16 protein-coding genes are annotated in these 17,122 nt (G+C 63.8%); 9 read left to right on the top strand and 7 right to left on the bottom strand.

Translation table 11 applies throughout. From position 1 onward, the window contains the following. Positions 1 to 118 precede the first annotated feature (118 nt). A complete protein-coding gene (locus ACMX2H_RS02940) occupies positions 119 to 1,018 on the bottom strand; it encodes a LysR family transcriptional regulator ArgP (RefSeq protein ID WP_414958895.1) in 900 nt (299 codons plus the stop codon). 70 nt (positions 1,019 to 1,088) lie between these two features. On the opposite strand from ACMX2H_RS02940, the gene ACMX2H_RS02935 reads away from it, so the two are divergent. Together ACMX2H_RS02935 and ACMX2H_RS02930 are read left to right on the top strand one after the other, a co-directional pair. Further along, positions 1,089 to 1,709, top strand: a complete 621-nt coding sequence (locus ACMX2H_RS02935; protein WP_414958894.1) for a LysE/ArgO family amino acid transporter — start codon at positions 1,089 to 1,091, stop codon at positions 1,707 to 1,709. Between the two features lie 22 nt (positions 1,710 to 1,731). Then, a complete protein-coding gene (locus tag ACMX2H_RS02930) occupies positions 1,732 to 2,256 on the top strand; it encodes a metallophosphoesterase family protein (RefSeq protein ID WP_414958893.1) in 525 nt (174 codons plus the stop codon). 128 nt (positions 2,257 to 2,384) lie between these two features. Here ACMX2H_RS02930 and ACMX2H_RS02925 read toward each other — a convergent pair whose 3' ends face one another. Next, entirely contained in the window at positions 2,385 to 2,579 is a 195-nt protein-coding gene (locus ACMX2H_RS02925; protein WP_414958892.1) for a DUF2795 domain-containing protein, read from the bottom strand. An 874-nt stretch (positions 2,580 to 3,453) separates the two neighbouring features. Here ACMX2H_RS02925 and ACMX2H_RS02920 point away from each other — a divergent pair. From ACMX2H_RS02920 to ACMX2H_RS02910, 3 genes are all read left to right on the top strand, one after another. Then, the gene (locus ACMX2H_RS02920) at positions 3,454 to 4,131 is read left to right on the top strand and encodes a transglycosylase family protein (protein ID WP_414958891.1); all 678 of its coding nucleotides are present in this window, start codon (positions 3,454 to 3,456) and stop codon (positions 4,129 to 4,131) included. Positions 4,132 to 4,277: 146 nt separating this feature from the next. Further along, positions 4,278 to 5,969 (top strand): long-chain-fatty-acid--CoA ligase, encoded by a 1,692-nt coding sequence (locus tag ACMX2H_RS02915; protein WP_414958890.1) that lies wholly within the window; start codon positions 4,278 to 4,280, stop codon positions 5,967 to 5,969. 203 nt (positions 5,970 to 6,172) lie between these two features. Next, positions 6,173 to 7,153 carry an ABC transporter substrate-binding protein gene (locus ACMX2H_RS02910; RefSeq protein ID WP_136787728.1) on the top strand — a complete coding sequence of 327 codons (981 nt, stop codon included), beginning with the start codon at positions 6,173 to 6,175 and terminating at the stop codon, positions 7,151 to 7,153. Between the two features lie 245 nt (positions 7,154 to 7,398). On the opposite strand, the gene ACMX2H_RS02905 is transcribed toward ACMX2H_RS02910, so the two are convergent. Beyond that, positions 7,399 to 7,983 (bottom strand): LOG family protein, encoded by a 585-nt coding sequence (locus tag ACMX2H_RS02905; RefSeq protein WP_414958889.1) that lies wholly within the window; start codon positions 7,981 to 7,983, stop codon positions 7,399 to 7,401. Positions 7,984 to 8,017: 34 nt separating this feature from the next. Between ACMX2H_RS02905 and ACMX2H_RS02900 the strand changes: the two genes are divergently transcribed. After that, positions 8,018 to 8,557 (top strand): DinB family protein, encoded by a 540-nt coding sequence (locus ACMX2H_RS02900; RefSeq protein ID WP_414958888.1) that lies wholly within the window; start codon positions 8,018 to 8,020, stop codon positions 8,555 to 8,557. A gap of 145 nt (positions 8,558 to 8,702) precedes the next feature. On the opposite strand, the gene ACMX2H_RS02895 is transcribed toward ACMX2H_RS02900, so the two are convergent. From ACMX2H_RS02895 to ACMX2H_RS02885, 3 genes are all read right to left on the bottom strand, one after another. After that, positions 8,703 to 8,924, bottom strand: a complete 222-nt coding sequence (locus ACMX2H_RS02895; RefSeq protein ID WP_414958887.1) for a hypothetical protein — start codon at positions 8,922 to 8,924, stop codon at positions 8,703 to 8,705. 71 nt (positions 8,925 to 8,995) lie between these two features. Further along, a complete protein-coding gene (locus ACMX2H_RS02890; protein ID WP_414958886.1) occupies positions 8,996 to 9,298 on the bottom strand; it encodes a MoaD/ThiS family protein in 303 nt (100 codons plus the stop codon). Positions 9,299 to 9,312: 14 nt separating this feature from the next. Further along, positions 9,313 to 10,410, bottom strand: coding sequence for a WD40/YVTN/BNR-like repeat-containing protein (locus ACMX2H_RS02885; protein ID WP_414958885.1), 1,098 nt, complete (start codon positions 10,408 to 10,410; stop codon positions 9,313 to 9,315). Positions 10,411 to 10,561: 151 nt separating this feature from the next. Here ACMX2H_RS02885 and ACMX2H_RS02880 point away from each other — a divergent pair, with 151 nt between their 5' ends. After that, the gene (locus tag ACMX2H_RS02880; RefSeq protein ID WP_414958884.1) at positions 10,562 to 11,752 is read left to right on the top strand and encodes an MFS transporter; all 1,191 of its coding nucleotides are present in this window, start codon (positions 10,562 to 10,564) and stop codon (positions 11,750 to 11,752) included. A 218-nt stretch (positions 11,753 to 11,970) separates the two neighbouring features. Here ACMX2H_RS02880 and bcp read toward each other — a convergent pair whose 3' ends face one another. Further along, a complete protein-coding gene (gene bcp, locus ACMX2H_RS02875; RefSeq protein WP_414958883.1) occupies positions 11,971 to 12,441 on the bottom strand; it encodes a thioredoxin-dependent thiol peroxidase in 471 nt (156 codons plus the stop codon). A gap of 618 nt (positions 12,442 to 13,059) precedes the next feature. Here bcp and ACMX2H_RS02870 point away from each other — a divergent pair. Together ACMX2H_RS02870 and ACMX2H_RS02865 are read left to right on the top strand one after the other, a co-directional pair. Next, positions 13,060 to 14,709, top strand: a complete 1,650-nt coding sequence (locus tag ACMX2H_RS02870; protein ID WP_414958882.1) for an AIPR family protein — start codon at positions 13,060 to 13,062, stop codon at positions 14,707 to 14,709. A 1,032-nt stretch (positions 14,710 to 15,741) separates the two neighbouring features. Further along, entirely contained in the window at positions 15,742 to 17,061 is a 1,320-nt protein-coding gene (locus ACMX2H_RS02865; protein WP_414958881.1) for a ComEC/Rec2 family competence protein, read from the top strand. The last annotated feature ends 61 nt before the right edge of the window (positions 17,062 to 17,122 follow it).

Genomic DNA, 17,122 nt, shown 5'->3' with positions numbered 1-17,122 from the left:
GCCCCTTCGTCAGGATCTTCCCCTCCACCTTAAGCTCCGCCGCAGGTTGTCCGGTCCTCGGTGACGGTGGAAGCGCCTCAGGAGCCGGTGGCGGGAGCCGGTGGCGCGCCCGGTGCGGCTAGGGCTGGAGCAGTTGTTCCGCCGCGGTCTGCCGCACGCAGGCGGAGAGTTCATCGAGGATGGGTGAGCTGATTTTCCAGCGCTGCCAGTAGAGCGGAACGTCCATCGGCAGGTCCGGGGCGAGTTCCTGCAACAGGCCGCTTCGAATGTCAGCGAGGCACTGTTGTTCGGGCAGCAGCGCCCAGCCGATGCCCAGCCGGACGGCGGCCGCAAACTCGCCGGACGCCGGCATGTAGTGGCGGGGGCCGGCCAGCTCAGTCCCGGTCAGGGTCCGGTAGAAGCGCTCCTGCAGGTCGTCTTTGCGGTCGAAGTCCAGCACCGGGGCCGCTCCGAGCCACGCCACGTCGCCGGCCCGCGTCCCGCCGGGCCGCCAGTGAGCCAGATAGTCGCTGCTGGCCACTGCCCGGTAGCGCAGCGAGCCGAGGGCTTCCACCGTGCAGCCCTGGACCGGTTCCGGCGTGGCGGTCACTGCCGCGTTGACTCGTCCCGACCGCAGCAGCGAGGTGGAATGCTGCTCGTCTTCCCGGTGCACTTCAAAGAACGCGCCCCGTTCACGGGGCATGCGGGCCAGCGCGCCCAGAAACCATGTGGCGAGTGAATCCGCGTTGACCACCAGCGGCAGGGACAGTCCGGTGACGTTGCCGCCAAGTTCGTGCTGCGCATCCGCCTGCAGAACCCGCACCTGGCGGGCCAGCCGGAGCACCACATCGCCGGCGGCGGTCGGCTGCACCGGCGTGGTGCGCTGCAGCAGGACCTGCCCGGCTGCCTGCTCCATCGCCTTGATCCGCTGCGAGACCGCGGACGGTGTCACGTGCAGTGCCCGCGAGGCGGCATCAAAACTGCCCTCTTGAACGACGACGGCGAAGGTCGCCAAGTGCTCGAATTGAAACGGCTGCATAAGTTCAGCTTACGTAACCGAAATTTCTTTAGCTGTACTGATGGATGGCGCTCGGATAGCGTCGTCTGCTGTGACTGCCGCTATTGCCCCCACCATTCTGCTCGGCCTGGGCACAGGCCTGGCGCTCATCGTCGCGATCGGGGCGCAGAACGCCTTCGTGCTGCGGCAGGGGATCCGGGGCGAACATGTCGGCGTCGTCGTTCTCATCTGCGCAGTCTCCGATGCTGTGCTGATCGCTGCCGGGATCGCCGGCATCGGTGCACTGATCGAGGCGGCTCCGGTGGTGGTCGATGTCATCCGGCTCGGCGGCGCCGCCTTCCTGCTGGCCTACGCCGTCTTCGCGGCCAGACGGGCCATCAGACCGGGCGCGCTCATCGCGTCGGAGAATCGGCGCGCCGGCGGGCTGGCCTCCGCCGCGGCCACGGCACTGGCGCTGACCTGGCTGAACCCGCACGTCTACCTGGACACCGTTCTGCTGCTCGGCTCGATCGCCAACACCCAGGGCCCGGAGCTGCGCTGGTATTTCGGCGTCGGCGCGGTGCTGGGCAGCATTGCCTGGTTCGCTGCGCTCGGATTCGGTGCCCGGCTGCTGCGCCCGTTCTTCGCCCGGCCCGCTTCCTGGCGGATCCTGGACGGGCTGATCGCGGTGGTCATGCTGGTGCTGGGGCTGCGGATGGCCTTCGGCTTCTGAGCCGGTGTGCAAGGATGCCCGTATGGTCAGCAAGCTCTTGTTCCTCGCGGACACCCACGTGCCGAAGCGCGCGCGGCAGCTCCCGGAGCAGGTCTGGGACGCGGTGGCCGCGGCGGACGTGGTGTTCCACGCCGGCGATTGGGTCACCGCGGACCTGCTGGACGAGCTGGAGCAGCGCAGCCGGCAGCTGATCAGCGTGTACGGGAACAACGACGGCGCCGACCTGCGCGCGCGACTGCCGGAAGTTGCCGCAGCAACCGTCGAGGGCATCCGCTTCGCCATGATCCACGAGACCGGAGCGGCGAAGGGTCGCGAACAACGGTGTGAGGCGCGGTTTCCCGGCGTGGATGTACTGGTGTTTGGGCACAGCCACATTCCGTGGGACACCACCTCGCCCGGCGGACTCCGGCTGCTCAATCCGGGGTCGCCGACCGACCGGCGCCGCCAACCGGTGTGTACCTATCTGACGGCGACGGCCGACGGCGGCAGGCTGCTTGACGTGAAGCTGGTGCCGGTGGAGAAGACCGCCGGCCGTGCGCAGGAGTAGGCCGCCGCTACCCGGCCTTCTTCAGCTCTACGGACGCACGACGGCGTCGGAACCCGGTATTCGTTACCCCGGTTTCATGGAGAAGCGGCGTCGGAAGATTCCCATGCCTCCCCGGGTCCGCGGGCGGGTTAGTTGCCGGAAACGGCTTTGCTGACTTCCGCCGGGCTTTCGTACTGCCGGTCGGGAAGATTCCTGAGGGCCGACAAGACGTCGTCGCCTGCCCCGGAGTCTTCGGCGTTCTTCACCAGGTCGGCGGCCGAAGCGGGGTAGTCAACGCCGCCCAGCGCCTTCTGGATGTCAATCGGGCTGGGGTTCTCTGCCATGGAGGTTTCCTTCCGGTTGGCTGCGGAACACCACGCTACGCGCTGGGCCGTTGGCTGGGAAGGCCCCGAACCAGGCAGGCTTCCTTTACCGCTGGTGGCCGGGTGCAGTCCGGCGGCCATCGCCGCGCAGGACACTTCGGGACCCGGGAGAGAGGCACTCCGGAAGGCGGGCGCGAGGCACTTCGGGAGCCCGGCGCGAGGCACTTCTGCAGGCGGCGCCAAGTAGGTTTCGTACCCCGCCGCCGGCTGGTCAACGCTTGGCCGGCGATCACGGAATAATCGGTCCCTTCGACCACGTTCGCTCTCAGCGTAAAACGGGGTCATCGCAGCGTGGGGCTGTCGTTGCTACTTCTCGTTCAGCAGGGCCTGTGCGGCTCGCCTATTTTGCGTCCCCAAAGAGCCCTCATGCTCCGAATGCCGACCGCTGCGCACGCATCCCAAAACCTGCCGAAACCGCATAAACATGGGCCTCAGGGCCCAGCTGCCGTGCACGTCGGAGGGCGGATCTGACCAGAACTTGAGGTATGCAGATCTGGAGCGGTCACAGGTCCACATCGACTGCCGCCCGGATAGGAAGATTGCTTAGTCTTGCGTCCGCCCCAAATGGCCGGATTGACACGCCGATAGAAGGTCTCGTTTTTGCAACGTTGACTACTTTCCGGTAGCGTCCTCGGAGTGCGCAGGTCAGATGGCCGCGCCAGGGGGTGCCGACATACTCGGCCCAATGACCCAAATGAATATGCCCGGACGCTGCCCACGCCTTTCGCCGTCAGAATGGCAGACGTCCACATGACCTCGATCTTTACGAGTGGCTGACGGCGGCGCAGGGATGTCCGGGGACGGACTGAGCGCAAGGCGGCCTCAGCGGAGCATTGTGAACTCACAGAAAAACAAGAACTTCAGCCGTGCCCTGCGTGGCGGTTTGGCAGCCCTGGCCCTGACCGGTGCCAGCGTGGCCATGATTGGACCGGCCGCAAACGCCGCCGATGGCGCCACTTGGGATGCCCTGGCCGAGTGCGAGTCGGGCGGCAGCTGGAGCACCAACACCGGTAACGGCTTCTCGGGTGGCCTGCAGTTCACCCCGAGCACGTGGGCAGCCCACGGCGGCACCGGTTCGGCAGAGAACGCCAGCCGCGCCGAGCAGATCGCGGTGGCAGAGAACGTCCTGGACAGCCAGGGCTGGGGCGCATGGCCCGCATGCTCGGCCAAGCTGGGACTGTCCGGCGGCGGCGAGGGATCGCAGGTGAGCAGCCAGTCTGCCGAGATCCAGCAGGCCCCGGTCCAGCAGGCACCTGTCGCCGAGGCGCCGGTCCAGCAGGCTCCCGTCCAGCAGGCTCCGGCCGCACCGGCCCCCGCTGCCGCACCCGCGGTAGAGACCCCGGCCGTGAGCGGCGAGAACTACGCCGTCCAGCCCGGCGATACCCTGGCCTCGATTGCCGAGTCGCTGGGACTCGAGGGCGGCTGGGAAGACCTGTTCGCAGCCAACGCGGACACCGTGACGGATCCCAACCTGATCTTTGTGGACCAGGTTCTCTTGGTTCCCGCGCAGTAATTTGCCCGCTGAAACGCCCCGCTCTCCACCCGGAGGGCGGGGCGTTTTCGGTGCGTCCTCCGTCCGGGAAGGCCGGGCGTTTTCGGTGGGAAGTGAGCCTGCAGCCATAGACTGACATCAACCGAGGGAGAGGACCGGCCACTGCTATGCCCACTGTTGAGAACCGTCCATGGCTGCAGAATTACCAGCCCGGGGTGCCGGCCGAGATTGAGATTCCCACCGAGTCCCTCTCGCACATGCTGGAGGATTCGGTCCGCAAGTTCCGGAAGCAGACGGCCTTGGACTTCTTCGGCGCGTCCACCAGTTTCCAGCAACTGGGCCGCCAGGTGGAGCGGGCCGCCGAAGGCCTGCGCCGGCTGGGTGTGGGCCCGGGCAGCCGAGTGGCGCTGATCCTGCCGAACTGCCCGCAGCATGTGGTGGCCTTCTACGCGGTGCTGCGGCTGGGCGCCGTCGTCGTCGAACACAATCCGCTGTATACCGAGCGCGAGCTCAGGCACCAGTTCGAGGACCATGGCGCCACCGTCGCCGTCGTCTGGAACAACGTAGTGGCCAAGGTCCAGGCCTTTCCCGCCGACCTCGCCGTCAAGACCCTCGTCTCGGTGGATCTGACCCGCGCCATGCCGCGCGCCAAGCGACTGGCCCTCAGGCTGCCGATCCCGGCCGCCAGGAAATCCCGCAAGGCGTTGACCGCCCCGGTGAAGAACACCGTTTCCTGGGAGAAGCTGCTGGAGTCCAAGCCGCTGAAGAAGGACTTTCCCCGCCCCGCGGTCACCGATTTGGCGGCCATCCAGTACACGTCCGGCACCACCGGATCCCCCAAGGGCGCCATGCTGACCCACCTGAACCTGCGGGCCAATGCGGAACAGGGGCGCGCCTGGATGCACGGCGCGGCGGAGGGCAAGGAAGTCATGTACGCCGTGCTGCCGATGTTCCACGCCTTCGGCATGACCCTGTACCTGACCTTCGGCGTCCTCACCGGCTCGCGGGTTGTTCTCTTCCCCAAGTTCGACGTGGACTTGGTGCTCTCCGCCGCCAGGAAAACGCCGCCCACCATTTTCTGCGCGGTGCCGCCCATCTATGAACGGACCGCGAACGAGGCCCGGAAGCGCGGGGTGGATCTGGGTTCGGTGCGGTTCGCCATCTCCGGCGCGATGAACTTGCCGCAGGCCACCGTGGACCTGTGGGAGGACACCGCCGGCGGCCTGCTGGTGGAGGGTTACGGCATGACCGAAACCTCCCCGGTGGCCATGGGCAACCCGTTCGCACCCACCCGCCGGAACGGGACCATCGGCGTTCCCTTCCCCAGCACCGAGATGCGGGTGGTGGACCCGGACCAACCCGACCAGGGCGTGGAGCCCGGCCAGCCCGGCGAACTGCTGATCCGCGGGCCGCAGGTGTTTCAGGGGTACTGGGGCAAGCCGGAGGAGACCGCAGCGGTGCTGCTCGACGGCGGCTGGGTCCGTACCGGCGACATCGTGACCGTGGACGCTGAACTCAACGCCCGGATTGTGGACCGGGTCAAGGAACTCATCATCACCGGCGGCTTCAACGTCTCGCCGTCGGAAGTCGAGGAGGCGCTGCGCTCGCATCCGGACGTGATGGAAGCGGCAGTGGTCGGCCTCCCTCGCGCCGAGGGAGGCGAAGAGGTGACCGCCGCCGTCGTGCTCCGCCCGGAAGGCGACCTCACGCTGCGCGAGCAGGAGATGCGCGACTTTTGCCGCAGCCGGTTGGCGGCGTACAAGGTGCCGCGGCGGATCGTTGCCGTGCCGGAACTGCCCAAGTCCATGCTCGGCAAGGTATTGCGCAAGCAGGTCAAGAATCAGCTCGCCGCGACGTAGTGCCTCTTCTTCGGAAGGCGCTGGCCCCCGGTGTGGACACGTCGTCCGCTGACGCTACTGCGTGACGCGTCACATTTCTGCACCGCGGCGAGGATGGGCTGTGAGCCGTGACATAGTTGTGCCGGTGGCCGCGTGCTGAACCGCGCTTCCGTTGGGGGAGACAGTGGGCGCAGCCACTTTGTTTTTCGATTTGAGGAAGTGACATGAAGCGAACATTCCTGACGCTGCTGGCCGGTGTCTCCGCGCTGGGCCTGGCGGCCTGTGGATCCGGATCACCCAGCGGCGGCGAGGGCGGCGGCAACGAACCGGCAGCCTCGGGCGGACTCACCCCGGTCACCGTCGGCGTGATCCCGATCGTTGACACCGCGCCGCTCTGGCTCGGCGACTCCAAGGGCTTCTTCGAGGAAGAGGGCCTGGACCTGGACATCCAGAACGTCGCCGGTGGCGCAGCCGCCATCCCGGCCGTGGTCAGCGGTGGCTTCGACTTCGCCTTCGGCAACCTGGTGTCCGTCATGGTCGCCAATGACAAGGGCCTGGACATCCAGCTGGTGGCCAACGGCAACTCCACCTCCGGCGATACCTCGCACGACTTCGGCGGCGTGGTGGTCAACGGCGATTCGGACATCAAGTCGCCCAAGGACCTGTCCGGCAAGACCGTCTCCGTCAACACCCTCTCCAACATCGGCGACACCACCATCCGCAGCGTGATCGAAGCCGACGGCGGCGACCCGGACAGCGTGAAGTTCGTGGAGGTCGGCTTCCCGGACGCGCCGGCAGCGTTGGCCAACGGCCAGGTTGACGCGGCCTGGATCCTGGATCCGTTCCTGTCCCAGTCCGTGGACGACGGCGGCCGCGTGGTCTCCTACAACTTCGCCGACTTCGACAAGAACCTGGACATCTCCGGCTACTTCGCCACCGGCGACACCGTGGCCAACGATCCGGAACTGGTCAAGAAGTTCCAGGCCGCGATGAACCGCTCGCTGGAATACGCGCAGGAGAACCCGGACGAGGTCCGCGACATCGTGGGCACCTACACCAAGATCGACGAAGCCGCCCGCGCGGAGATGGCCCTGCCGGCCTTCCGCAAGGACTTCAACATGGAGGCAGCGCAGAAGCTCGCCGACGCCGCGCTGAAGTACGGCACGCTGACCAAGCCGGCGGAGCTGGACAAGTTCTTCCCGTAAGCTCCACGCCCTGAGCAGCCTGCCTTAAAGCGGCACAACTTAATGCAGTACGACGGCGGGGTCCCCCTTCCGTCCGATGCGCCGGACAGCGTCTCTCCCGCAGGGGAGGGGCGCTGTCTGCGTTTTGCCGTCCGCTCACAGCTGGGCGGTTGGATCTGGGCGGGTTGGGCCGGGCGTCAGGGCGGAGCGGTTAGGGCTGGGCGGACAGGACTAGGCGCTCAGCGCTAAGAGGTCAGGCTGAGTGGTCAGATCCGGCTGCGCTCGCCGGGGTCCTGCCACTTGCGGGCCGGCGGCGTCCAGCGGTTGATGGCGTCCAGCAGTTCCGCGGCGGAGCCGGCCACAATCACGGCGTCGCGATAGTCCTGCTTCAGGAAGCCGGCGCTGACCAGCGAGTCGATCGCCGCCAGCAGCGGGTCCCAGAAGCCGTTGATGTTCAGAAACGCCACCGGCTTTTCGTGGATGCCCAGCTGCAGCCAGGTCCAGGCCTCGAAGATCTCCTCGAGCGTGCCCACCCCGCCCGGCAGTGCCACGAAGCCGTCGGCCAGGTCGGCCATCATCTGCTTGCGTTCGTGCATGGAGTCCACCACGTGCAGGGTGTCCAGGCCGGTGTGCCCCACCTCGGTCCGGTCCAGTGAGGAGGGAATCACGCCCACCACCTCGCCGCCGGCGGCCACCGCGCTGTCCGCCACGGTGCCCATCAGCCCCACCTGGCCGCCGCCGTACACAATGCCGATGCCGCGGGACGCCAGTTCGGCGGCGAAGGACGCCGCCTCCCGGGCGTAGAGGCGGTCTGTTCCGCTGGCTGAACCGGTGAAGACTGCAAGTCGCATGCTGCCATTATCCCAGCCGCTAGACTCTCGGATCATGACCGACGTCGATAAGCAGGGCCGCCCGGAACCGCCGCTGGCCGCCAACGAGCTGGACACGCTGCTGGGCTTCCTGGAGTTCCACCGCGCCACCTTGGAGTGGAAATGTGCCGGGTTGGGAGCCGACGGACTGGCAGCCAAGCTGCCGCCGTCGCGGATGACCCTGGGCGGCATGCTCAAGCATCTGGCGTTTGTGGAGGACTACTGGTTCTCGCACACGTTGCACGGCCGGGATCCGCAGCCGCCGTGGGACAGCGTGGACTGGTCCGCGGAGCCGGACTGGGACTGGGAGTCGGCAGCCGGCGATTCCCCGGAACAGCTCCGGGAACTATGGAACGGGAGCGTTGCCCGCTCCCGCGTGCTCACCGCTGAAGCCTTGGCCGCCGGCGGCTTGGACGGGATGGCCAGCAGGTCGGGCCGGGATGGCAGCGCTGTGAACCGGCGCTGGATCCTGGTCCACATGATCGAGGAATACTCCCGGCACAACGGGCACGCCGACCTGCTGCGCGAGGCAGTGGACGGGCTGGTGGGGGAGTAGGGGCCAGCAACCAGTCCAGTCACCGGAGGACGACAGTCGGCGCATGTTAAAGGCCGCCCCGAGAACCAGCCGCCAATCGCCCGTAGCCCATAGCCGCCCAATGCCCGAGCGAATCTCGGACGGGCTTCAAGCCGCCGCCGGGCGGTTATTCAGGCTCTTCAACTTCGCGGGGATACTCCTCGTCCTCGTCCTCGCTGATTGACTCCAACTGTTCCTGCAGGTCCGCCTCGTTCGCCTCCCAGCCGACCGGCGGCACGGTCGAAGCCGGTTGCTCCGAGGCATCCTCATCCACCGGGCGGTCCTGCCAGGCGCGGTCGGCCTCGTCCGCTTCCGGAAAATCTGCATCGTGGTTGCCGGTGCTGGTCATCGCTGCCCTCCTGATGTTTGCTGCCGTCGAATGTGGTGGATGGGGTGCCCGCAGGTGGAGATGCGCACGGCCTAGCCTCCGGCGACTGACTGGATGATGAGCAGTTCCTGCCCCGGGGCTACCATGGTTGCCGGCCCCTGCAGTGTACGGATGTCTTCGCCGTCCAGATAGAGATTGACGTAGCGGCGGATCGCCCCGGTTTCATTGCGCACGCGCCGGTTGAACACCGGGTAGTCCCCGGCCAGATCGTCCAGAATCTCCGCCACGGAGCGTGGCCCTGACGCAGGCACGCTGAGCTCGCGCTGCTCGCCGGTGACCTTGGCCAGCAGGCTGGGCACGACGACGGTGACCGACTTCTGCGCTACACCCACCACGGCGTTCCCTCCTCCTACAGACTGGCGGCCCGGACGCAGAGGACGTCCGGCAGGCCCGAGGCAACCTGCACGAAGGCTTCGCCTTCGTTGGCGCTGGCATACACCGAACCACCGCGGGTGCCGAAGTAGACGCCGGCCGGATCGCCGGTGTCCACGGCGGCCGCGTCGCGCAGCACCACGTTGTAGTCGAGGTCGGGCAGGCCGGTGCCGAACCGCGCCCAGGAGGCACCGCCGTCGTCGGTCCGATGCACCGCCAGGTGCCCGTCCGGCGGGATGCGCTCGCCGTCGGCCTTGATCGGCACCACCCACGCGGTCCGCGTCCTCCGCGGATGGGTGAGCATGACGAAGCCGAAGTCGCTGGGCAGGCCGTCGGCAATGGATTGCCAGTTGTCGCCGGAATCATCCGACCGGTAGACGCCGTGGTGGTTCTGTGCAAAGAGCGTGGACGGTTCCACCGCATCCCGGGCGATCTTGTGGACGCACTGGCCCACCTCGGGATTCGGGTCGGGCATGAAGTAGGCGCTGATGCCGTGGTTGCGGGCCTGCCAGCTGTCGCCGCCGTCGGTGCTGCGGTAGACGCCTCCGGTGCTCATGGCCACGTGCACGGTGTCCGGATCATGCGGGCTCGGCAGGATGGAATGGGCGGCCGCCCCGCCGTAGCCGGCGCCCCACTGATCCTTGTCCGGATGGTTCCAGAGGGCGCGGTTGAGTTCGAAGTGTTCGCCGCCGTCGGTGGATTTCCAGACCGAAATCGGTTCGCAGCCGGCCCACACCACGCCCGGCCTGTCCGCTGCGTCCGGCTGGATTTGCCAGACCCGCTCCAGCGCGGCGCCGTCGCCGTCATTGAAGCGGATGGCGCCGTTCTCCGGCTCGGTCCACGTCTCGCCCAGATCATCCGAGTGGAAGACGGTGGGTCCCCAGTGTTCCGAGCGCGCCCCCACCAGCAACCGGGTGGATCCGTTGCGTTGGTCGATCCCGATGCTGGGAATCTCGTTCATCAAAAAGTGCGGGCCGGACAGGGACCAATTGGTCCGGTCCTGGCTGGTGGCCAGCCACAGCCCTTTCTTCGTCCCGATCGCCAGGACGGTCTCCCCGATAGCCATGCCACCCATTCGACCACCGCGCTACGGCCGGCGCAACGGTTTTTACGATGAATGGGGACAAGCGAGGCAGAATGGGGAGGCCGACGCACGCCACAGAAAGAGGACATTGAGCACGCACCCACCAAACCAGCCAGGGTCCCGCTTATGGCTCTGGGTCCTCATGGCAGCCGCCGTGTTGACCCAGACGTCGCTGAACTTGTCCCGGCCGGTGGTGTCCTACAAGCTGCTGGCCCTGGGTGGCGACGCGGCGGTGATCGGTGTGGTGACCGCCATTTACGCGGTGCTGCCGGTGGTGGCGGCGCTGTGGTTGGGCCGGGTGAGTGACCGGGTGGCCTCGCTCAAGGGCATGGTGGTGCTCGGCGCGGTGATGCTGGCGGTGGCGGCCATGGGGCTGGCGCTGGCGGAGGACTTCCTGCTGATCGGCGTCTCCATGGCCCTGCTCGGCATGGGGCATCTGGTCTTCACCATTGCGGGCCAGTCCGCGATTGGACGCTATGCCCCGCTGAACCAGATGGACAGCGGCTTTGGCTGGTTCACGGCTGCCTTTTCGCTGGGCCAGCTGCTCGGCCCGCTGCTGGCCGGTCTGCTACTGGGCACCGGAACGGAGGGCGTCGGCCCGGACTGGCTGGGCGCCATCAACCTGGCCCTGCTGCTGGCTGCCGGCATTGCCTTGGCAGGAGCGCCGCTGATGCTGATCGGCGCGCATCCCGGGGCGCCCAGGCGGCGGTTCCGCCGGAAGAACGACGGCGCTGCGGCCGCCGGTGCCGTCCGGCCGGCGGTGGTGAAGGAGCCCGTGCTGCAGATCCTGCAGCGGCCCGGGGTGGCGTGGAACATGCTGGCTTCGCTGGCGCTGCTGTCCGTGATCGACATTCTGGTGGCGTTCCTGCCGCTGGTCGGCGAGGAACTGGGTGTTGCGCCGTTCTGGGTGGGCGTGCTGCTGGCCGTCCGCGCCAGCGCATCGATCATCTCGCGGATCCTGCTGCCCTGGCTGGTGCAGCGCTGGAGCCGGATCCAGCTGCTGGTGGCCAGCCTGCTGGGATCCGGCCTCGCAATCGCCGTGACGCCGTTTGTGCTGGAACCGTTCTGGCCAGCCGCGGTGGCACTGTTCGTCGGTGGTTTCCTGCTGGGCCTGGGCCAGCCGTTGACAATGACGCTGATTAGCCAGGCGGTTCGGCCGGAATCCCGTGGCGCCGCGCTGGCGCTGAGGCTGCTGGGCAACCGGATGGGGCAGGTGGTCCTGCCGTTGGCCGCAGGCCTGGTCGCCGCCCCGCTGGGCCCCGGCGGCGCCATCTGGTTCTCCTGCGCCGTCCTAGGCGCAGCCGCCACCGCCCGCCTAACCGTCCGCAAGTAAAGCTCGGTGGTCGACCAAGCGAGCCCTAGCGAGCGCGTGGAGACCCGAAGCAGACCCGCCACCCGGAATCGCACGCGGCTTCAACACCTCGCTCGTTCCTCGCTCGGCGAGGCGCCGCTTAGCGATTCCGGCCGCCGGCCCCGGTGGTCGACCAAGCGAGCACCAGCCCCCGGTGGTCGACCAAGTGAGCGCTAGCGAACGCGTGGAGACCTGAGAACTCAGACCCCCAAGGTCTCCCGCAGCCGCGCCACATGTCCCTTAGCGTCCACGTCGTATTCGGCGTGTTTGATGGTTCCGTCCGGGCCGATCACAAAGGTGCTGCGGAGCGTTCCGGTGAAGACCTTGTCGCCAAACGTCTTGTCGCCATATGAGCCGTACGCCTTGGCCACGGCAAAATCAGGATCGGACAGCAGCGGGAAGGTCAGGCCTTCCGCGTCGCTGAAAGCCTGGATGGCCTCCGCGCCGTCCGGCGAGATGCCGATGACGTCGTAGTTGGCGGCCTGCAGGGAGTTGAGGCTGTCGCGGAAGTCGCAGGCCTCGGTGGTGCAGCCGGGCGTAGCGGCCTTGGGGTAGAAGTACAGAACAACATTCCAGCCGGCGTAGTCGGACAGCGAGACCTTCTTGCCGTCGGCATCGGACAGAGTGAATTCGGGGGCAGGCATGCCGGGCTGGAGCTGGGACACGAACATCTCTTTCGTCGGAAGAACCAGTGTGAACTGTGCTTTCCTCACCGAGTCTAGCGGCGCACCCAGCTATGGAGAGCGGCCGCTGCTTCAACCATTGCGTGAGGCATCGGGATGTGTCTGCTCCCTTAAATCCGTGGTCTAGAATTCTCGATCAGGAGCCTGCTCGTCTGGAAATCCCTCTCCTTAGCCATTGCCTGGATCAGCACGCGACTCTAATGGGCTAACCGCAAGCGGAGCCATTAGGAGCAATCTCTTTTGCTTCTCTGTGACGAGATACTGGAGTCGCACCTATGACGGTCAATCCTTCGATGATCCTTCTGCCGGATGGAGAACCCCTCGACAGCAAGCACACATGGGAAATTTCAGCGTGCACTTACACTGCACTAATTGACGCCCAACTTCGTGCGGCGCTTGTGCCTTCTGTCCCTGAGTCCTCAATAAGCATTGTCCGGGCAGTAGTCGCCGCATGTCCAGAAGACTGACGTAACATCATCTTAGAAATTGTGGATTCAGCAGGGTGCCAGATTGGGAGCACCGCGAAACGGGGGACCTATGACTAACAATGACGTTGTGCTCTTATCTGACATGCTCAGTAGAGCTCGAAGCGAAACGTCTCCGATCATGACCGAGACCGAGCACGAGACGTACTTCTCCGCAAAACAATACCTTCGTCACTTTAACGCTACGCATGATGACCTGCTGTCCGGGATGGTCGATGGAGCGCAAGACGGAGGCATCGACGCGTTGTACATCTTCGTTAACGGCTTCTGCATCCGCGACGACACGCCTTTGAAGGTGCTCGGACGAAATGCGCAGCTTGACTTGGTCATTCTGCAAGTTAAAAACAGCAAGGGTTTTGGCGAATCAGCGATAGACAAGCTCGTCGTCAACCTCCCCCGTCTCCTAGACTTCAACAGAAAAGAGGAGAACCTTTCCAAGACACTTAACCCTCGAGTGATCGAAATCACCCGACGTTTTTTGAGCGTCTATCGCGCGTTGGAGATGCCATCGCTGCGAATCCTCACCTGCTTTGTTGCTCTCAAAGCTGACCATTTGCATCCAAACACCCTCGAGAAGTCAGCCTTAATCGCAGATGTCTTACATGAGGCGTTCGGCTCCTGCATTCCGCAGATTGACTTCCTGGACGCGTCAGCGCTTTCCGATATGGCTCGGGAAAAGCCATCAATTACGAGAAGTCTCGCTTTAGCAGAGAACCCGATTTCGACAGACACAGCGGGCGGTTACATTGGCGTTGTGCGACTGGATGAATACGAGAAGTTCATTACGGATGATAGCGGCAATTTAGACGCCTCCCTATTTGAAGCCAACGTTCGGGACTATGAGGGTGAAACGACTGTCAATCGCAGCATCCAGTCAACTTTAGAGAAGCACGACGAGAATGTGGACTTCTGGTGGCTTAATAATGGCGTGACGATCGTGGCCAACCGAGTTCAGCCTGCAAACAAATTGTTGGAACTTGAGTCACCACAAATCGTGAACGGGCTGCAAACTTCGCATGAGATTTATAAGCGCGGTCGATCTTCCGCGACCAGTACTGAGACTCGCAGTGTTCTTGTAAAAATTATCCAAGCAGAAGACGATCGTATTCGCGATCGAATTATTCGGGCTACTAATAGTCAAACGAGCCTTAGTCCTAGTTCGCTTCGCGCTACCGACAAAGTTCAGCGACAGATCGAGGAGTATCTGCTCGAACAAGGACTTTACTATGAACGTCGAAAGCATCTATACAGCAACAAGGGAATTCGTCTCGACGATCTGGTATCAATCGACCAAATGGGTCAGGCGCTCCTCGCGAGTTTGGTCCAGGCGCCACATGTGGCTCGGGGCCAGGTGAGCAGAGTCTTTGAGGATGAGGTCTACGACCTCCTATTCGCTCCCACTCATCCGATTGCCGCCTACCTTTCCGCAATACGTCTCCAAAGGGAGTGCGAGGACTTCTTGCGGGCGGATGAAAGTACGCGGGGTCAGGTGGAAGACTTTTGCTTCCATTTGACGATGCTGGCAACGATTGCTGCTACAAGGAAGAACCGTCCTTCAGCAGTAGATATCGCGCAGATTACCGAATTCCCGAGTTCAGTGGAATTGCAGGACCTACTTCAACTCGTCCGAAAGGAATTTGCTGATGGGGCACGCCGTCGCAGGGAGGTGTTGTTTGACCGTGTTGCCAAGGATGCCGACGTTACTTCACAACTTCTTTTAAGGGGCAAGACCTATTTGTCTACGAGTTCAAGACGAACTGTTGTTGCCTGACGCACGGCTCTTCCACAGGTCATTGTGGGCGGTTCGCGATTACGCTCGGAAGTGTCGGTGAGGATCTCGAGGATTGGCGCACTCGGGTCCCCCTCACATCGCTGGTGAAACCCTGCAACATGCCTCTGTCCGAGGACCGGTGTCTATCCAGCTGTTGCCGCGACACTCCTGCCCTTTCACGGTCATCGGGCAGCTAGCGGGCGAGCCTGCGCGGTGATGACCAAAGTTGCCGGCGTTGCGCACGGCAGGCAACGGGGGACGGCGCCCTGGCAGGGAGTCACGAAACTGACATTTAACGAAGCTGCTGCGGTTCGGCAGCCTCGTCGCCGAAACCGGGCCCACAGATCAGACCGACAGCCATTAGCAATGGCCGGATGATGGCGAGCCGAACAGGGACTAGCACTCGCGCTTGACCGTCTGGAGCAGCACGCAGATATCCACTACCAGGAGCCTGCCCTTGCATCGTGAGACGCAGATCATCATGGTGTCTCCGGTCGCGCTCCTCGTCCGAGAGCAGGCTCACGTCGGTGCACAGGACTGTTGCTATTGGGCTGCGAGAAGTCCGGTGCATCGTCGTGCATTTTTCAACCCAGCCGCCCACACCAAGAGGCAGCTTCTACATTGTTGAGATCCTGGCGGGTTTTCGCATCGCCATCCGTCAGGGCAACGCAGGGGGCTCCAGAAGTCGGGCTGGGCGGGGTCTATTGCGGGCGTCTCCCCTCGTATCTCAATTACGATTCTTTACTGAAACAAAAAATCGACTACCAGGTGGTCACTAGGCTTATGGCCACTGAAGGGGTGAATCGGCACCCAGGCGTTCTTCCCCAGATGTCACAGATGTCCTCAAGGCTCGGGTAATGCCGGCAGCCCAGCAGTCGCCAGCCACGCAGCACCTTCGGAATCGTACCGCCATATGGACTCAAGAAATTTATTAAGCTACTTTCAACGCTTCTTCAGACGATGAGGCGGCAAGGGAAAGACGGCCCAAGCCCCGGTGCGGTTCACATGGGCTCGTTATTGGAGGAATAAACGTTGACATCTCGTGCAGAAATCACGGAAATTCAAGTTTACGCCAGAGTTGAAGAAGTAGATGTAGAGGGAAGGCGAGTTCTCCTTGATTGCACAACGGCCAGCTCACCGACGCTACGGCGGCTCATAAACGAATCTCATCAGCAGTTGAGGAATCGATGGCGGCGCTCTTTCCGCCTCACCGAAGATCCAGCGGCACCGTCGATGGATCTTCTAACCGAAGTTCCTACGGCCATCGTCACTGCGCGAGTAGACAACCTGATGCGCTGGCAGGAACTGATGGCCGAGGCCACCTGGTTGCAACTACCGCTGCCTACTAATGCATTAAACACAGAGGAACCAGTAACAGTGGGCGCGGACGACTTTGAAGTCGTTTCTCCAAGGGAAGCAAAAAAATTGTCTGCGATTCTCGACATGGTGAACTGGCCTCGGGTCACTGCACCGAGACTCCGGGGGGTGCTCGATAGCATTCCAACTGTTGAGGGTGTAATTGTGCACGATGTCGGCCAAGGTTCAGCCAATGCACTTTTTGACTCCTCTGGCAAGGCAGTAGTCTATTTTGACGTCGGCCGAGGCGGGAAAGGAACGTCTGCACCTGTCAATCTGGATCTATGTGACTGCAGCACTCCGTTGGTGCTCCTGTCCCACTGGGACAGAGACCACTGGGCAGCAGCCAAGGACGGCAAGCAAGGGCTTCTAAAAAGTTGCTGGGTGGTTCCAAGCCAAAAGATTGCTGGAACTCACGCAAAATTTGCGGCGCTGATCCTGCAGCAGGGAGGGTCAATATTCGTGGTAAAACGGAGTTCTAAGCCAGGTAAGGATCTGCCTTATGGGCAACGCATATATCTGAAATACGGGAAGGGGGCGGACCGCAACAATAGTGGATTGACTCTCACACTTACCTGCGCAATTTCCTGCCCTTCCCACACAATGTTTTTTCCCGGCGACGCCAGATACGACATGTGTGAAGAACCTCCCCATAAGGTAGCTTTGTTAGTTGCTTCCCACCATGGGGCTGATCCCGGAGGAACCTCGAACCTCCCTCGACCGGCCTCCGGCAGGCGGTCGCGACTTGTGTACTCGTTCGGTCCCAAAAACGGATACAAACATCCTTTCAAGAAGGCCCTGACCGCCCATGGATCTCAAGGGTGGAACCACACCGGTTGGAATCACAGTAAATGGAATCTTTCGCCCCAAACCGGCAACGTCCGGGCCACCTATACAGATTCCGATGCTAACCGACAGAGCATATTATTCTCTTCCGGTAACTGCTCGCCAGCTGCGCATTTTCGCGCGGTGCATGGGGAGACCTTGCTGTCTTGAACCGGAGGAGAACTTAGTTCCACAGTTGGCGCAGCGCTCATACGCGACGTCGACCATTCCG

Source organism: Arthrobacter sulfonylureivorans (assembly GCF_047607445.1).
Taxonomy (GTDB): domain Bacteria; phylum Actinomycetota; class Actinomycetes; order Actinomycetales; family Micrococcaceae; genus Crystallibacter; species Crystallibacter sulfonylureivorans_A.
The sequence above is the reverse complement of the archived record's forward strand: the minus strand, read 5'-3'. Positions and strand labels throughout refer to the sequence as shown.

Bases quoted from the DNA above. Each gene is read 5' to 3' on its own strand.
- ACMX2H_RS02940 (WP_414958895.1), bottom strand. From the start codon at position 1,018: ATGCAGCCGTTTCAATTCGAGCACTTGGCGACCTTCGCCGTCGTCGTT.
- ACMX2H_RS02930 (WP_414958893.1), top strand. From the start codon at position 1,732: ATGGTCAGCAAGCTCTTGTTCCTCGCGGACACCCACGTGCCGAAGCGC.
- ACMX2H_RS02925 (WP_414958892.1), bottom strand. From the start codon at position 2,579: ATGGCAGAGAACCCCAGCCCGATTGACATCCAGAAGGCGCTGGGCGGC.
- ACMX2H_RS02915 (WP_414958890.1), top strand. From the start codon at position 4,278: ATGCCCACTGTTGAGAACCGTCCATGGCTGCAGAATTACCAGCCCGGG.
- ACMX2H_RS02910 (WP_136787728.1), top strand. From the start codon at position 6,173: ATGAAGCGAACATTCCTGACGCTGCTGGCCGGTGTCTCCGCGCTGGGC.
- ACMX2H_RS02905 (WP_414958889.1), bottom strand. From the start codon at position 7,983: ATGCGACTTGCAGTCTTCACCGGTTCAGCCAGCGGAACAGACCGCCTC.
- ACMX2H_RS02900 (WP_414958888.1), top strand. From the start codon at position 8,018: ATGACCGACGTCGATAAGCAGGGCCGCCCGGAACCGCCGCTGGCCGCC.
- ACMX2H_RS02895 (WP_414958887.1), bottom strand. From the start codon at position 8,924: ATGACCAGCACCGGCAACCACGATGCAGATTTTCCGGAAGCGGACGAG.
- ACMX2H_RS02885 (WP_414958885.1), bottom strand. From the start codon at position 10,410: ATGGGTGGCATGGCTATCGGGGAGACCGTCCTGGCGATCGGGACGAAG.
- ACMX2H_RS02880 (WP_414958884.1), top strand. From the start codon at position 10,562: ATGGCAGCCGCCGTGTTGACCCAGACGTCGCTGAACTTGTCCCGGCCG.
- bcp (WP_414958883.1), bottom strand. From the start codon at position 12,441: ATGTTCGTGTCCCAGCTCCAGCCCGGCATGCCTGCCCCCGAATTCACT.
- ACMX2H_RS02870 (WP_414958882.1), top strand. From the start codon at position 13,060: ATGACCGAGACCGAGCACGAGACGTACTTCTCCGCAAAACAATACCTT.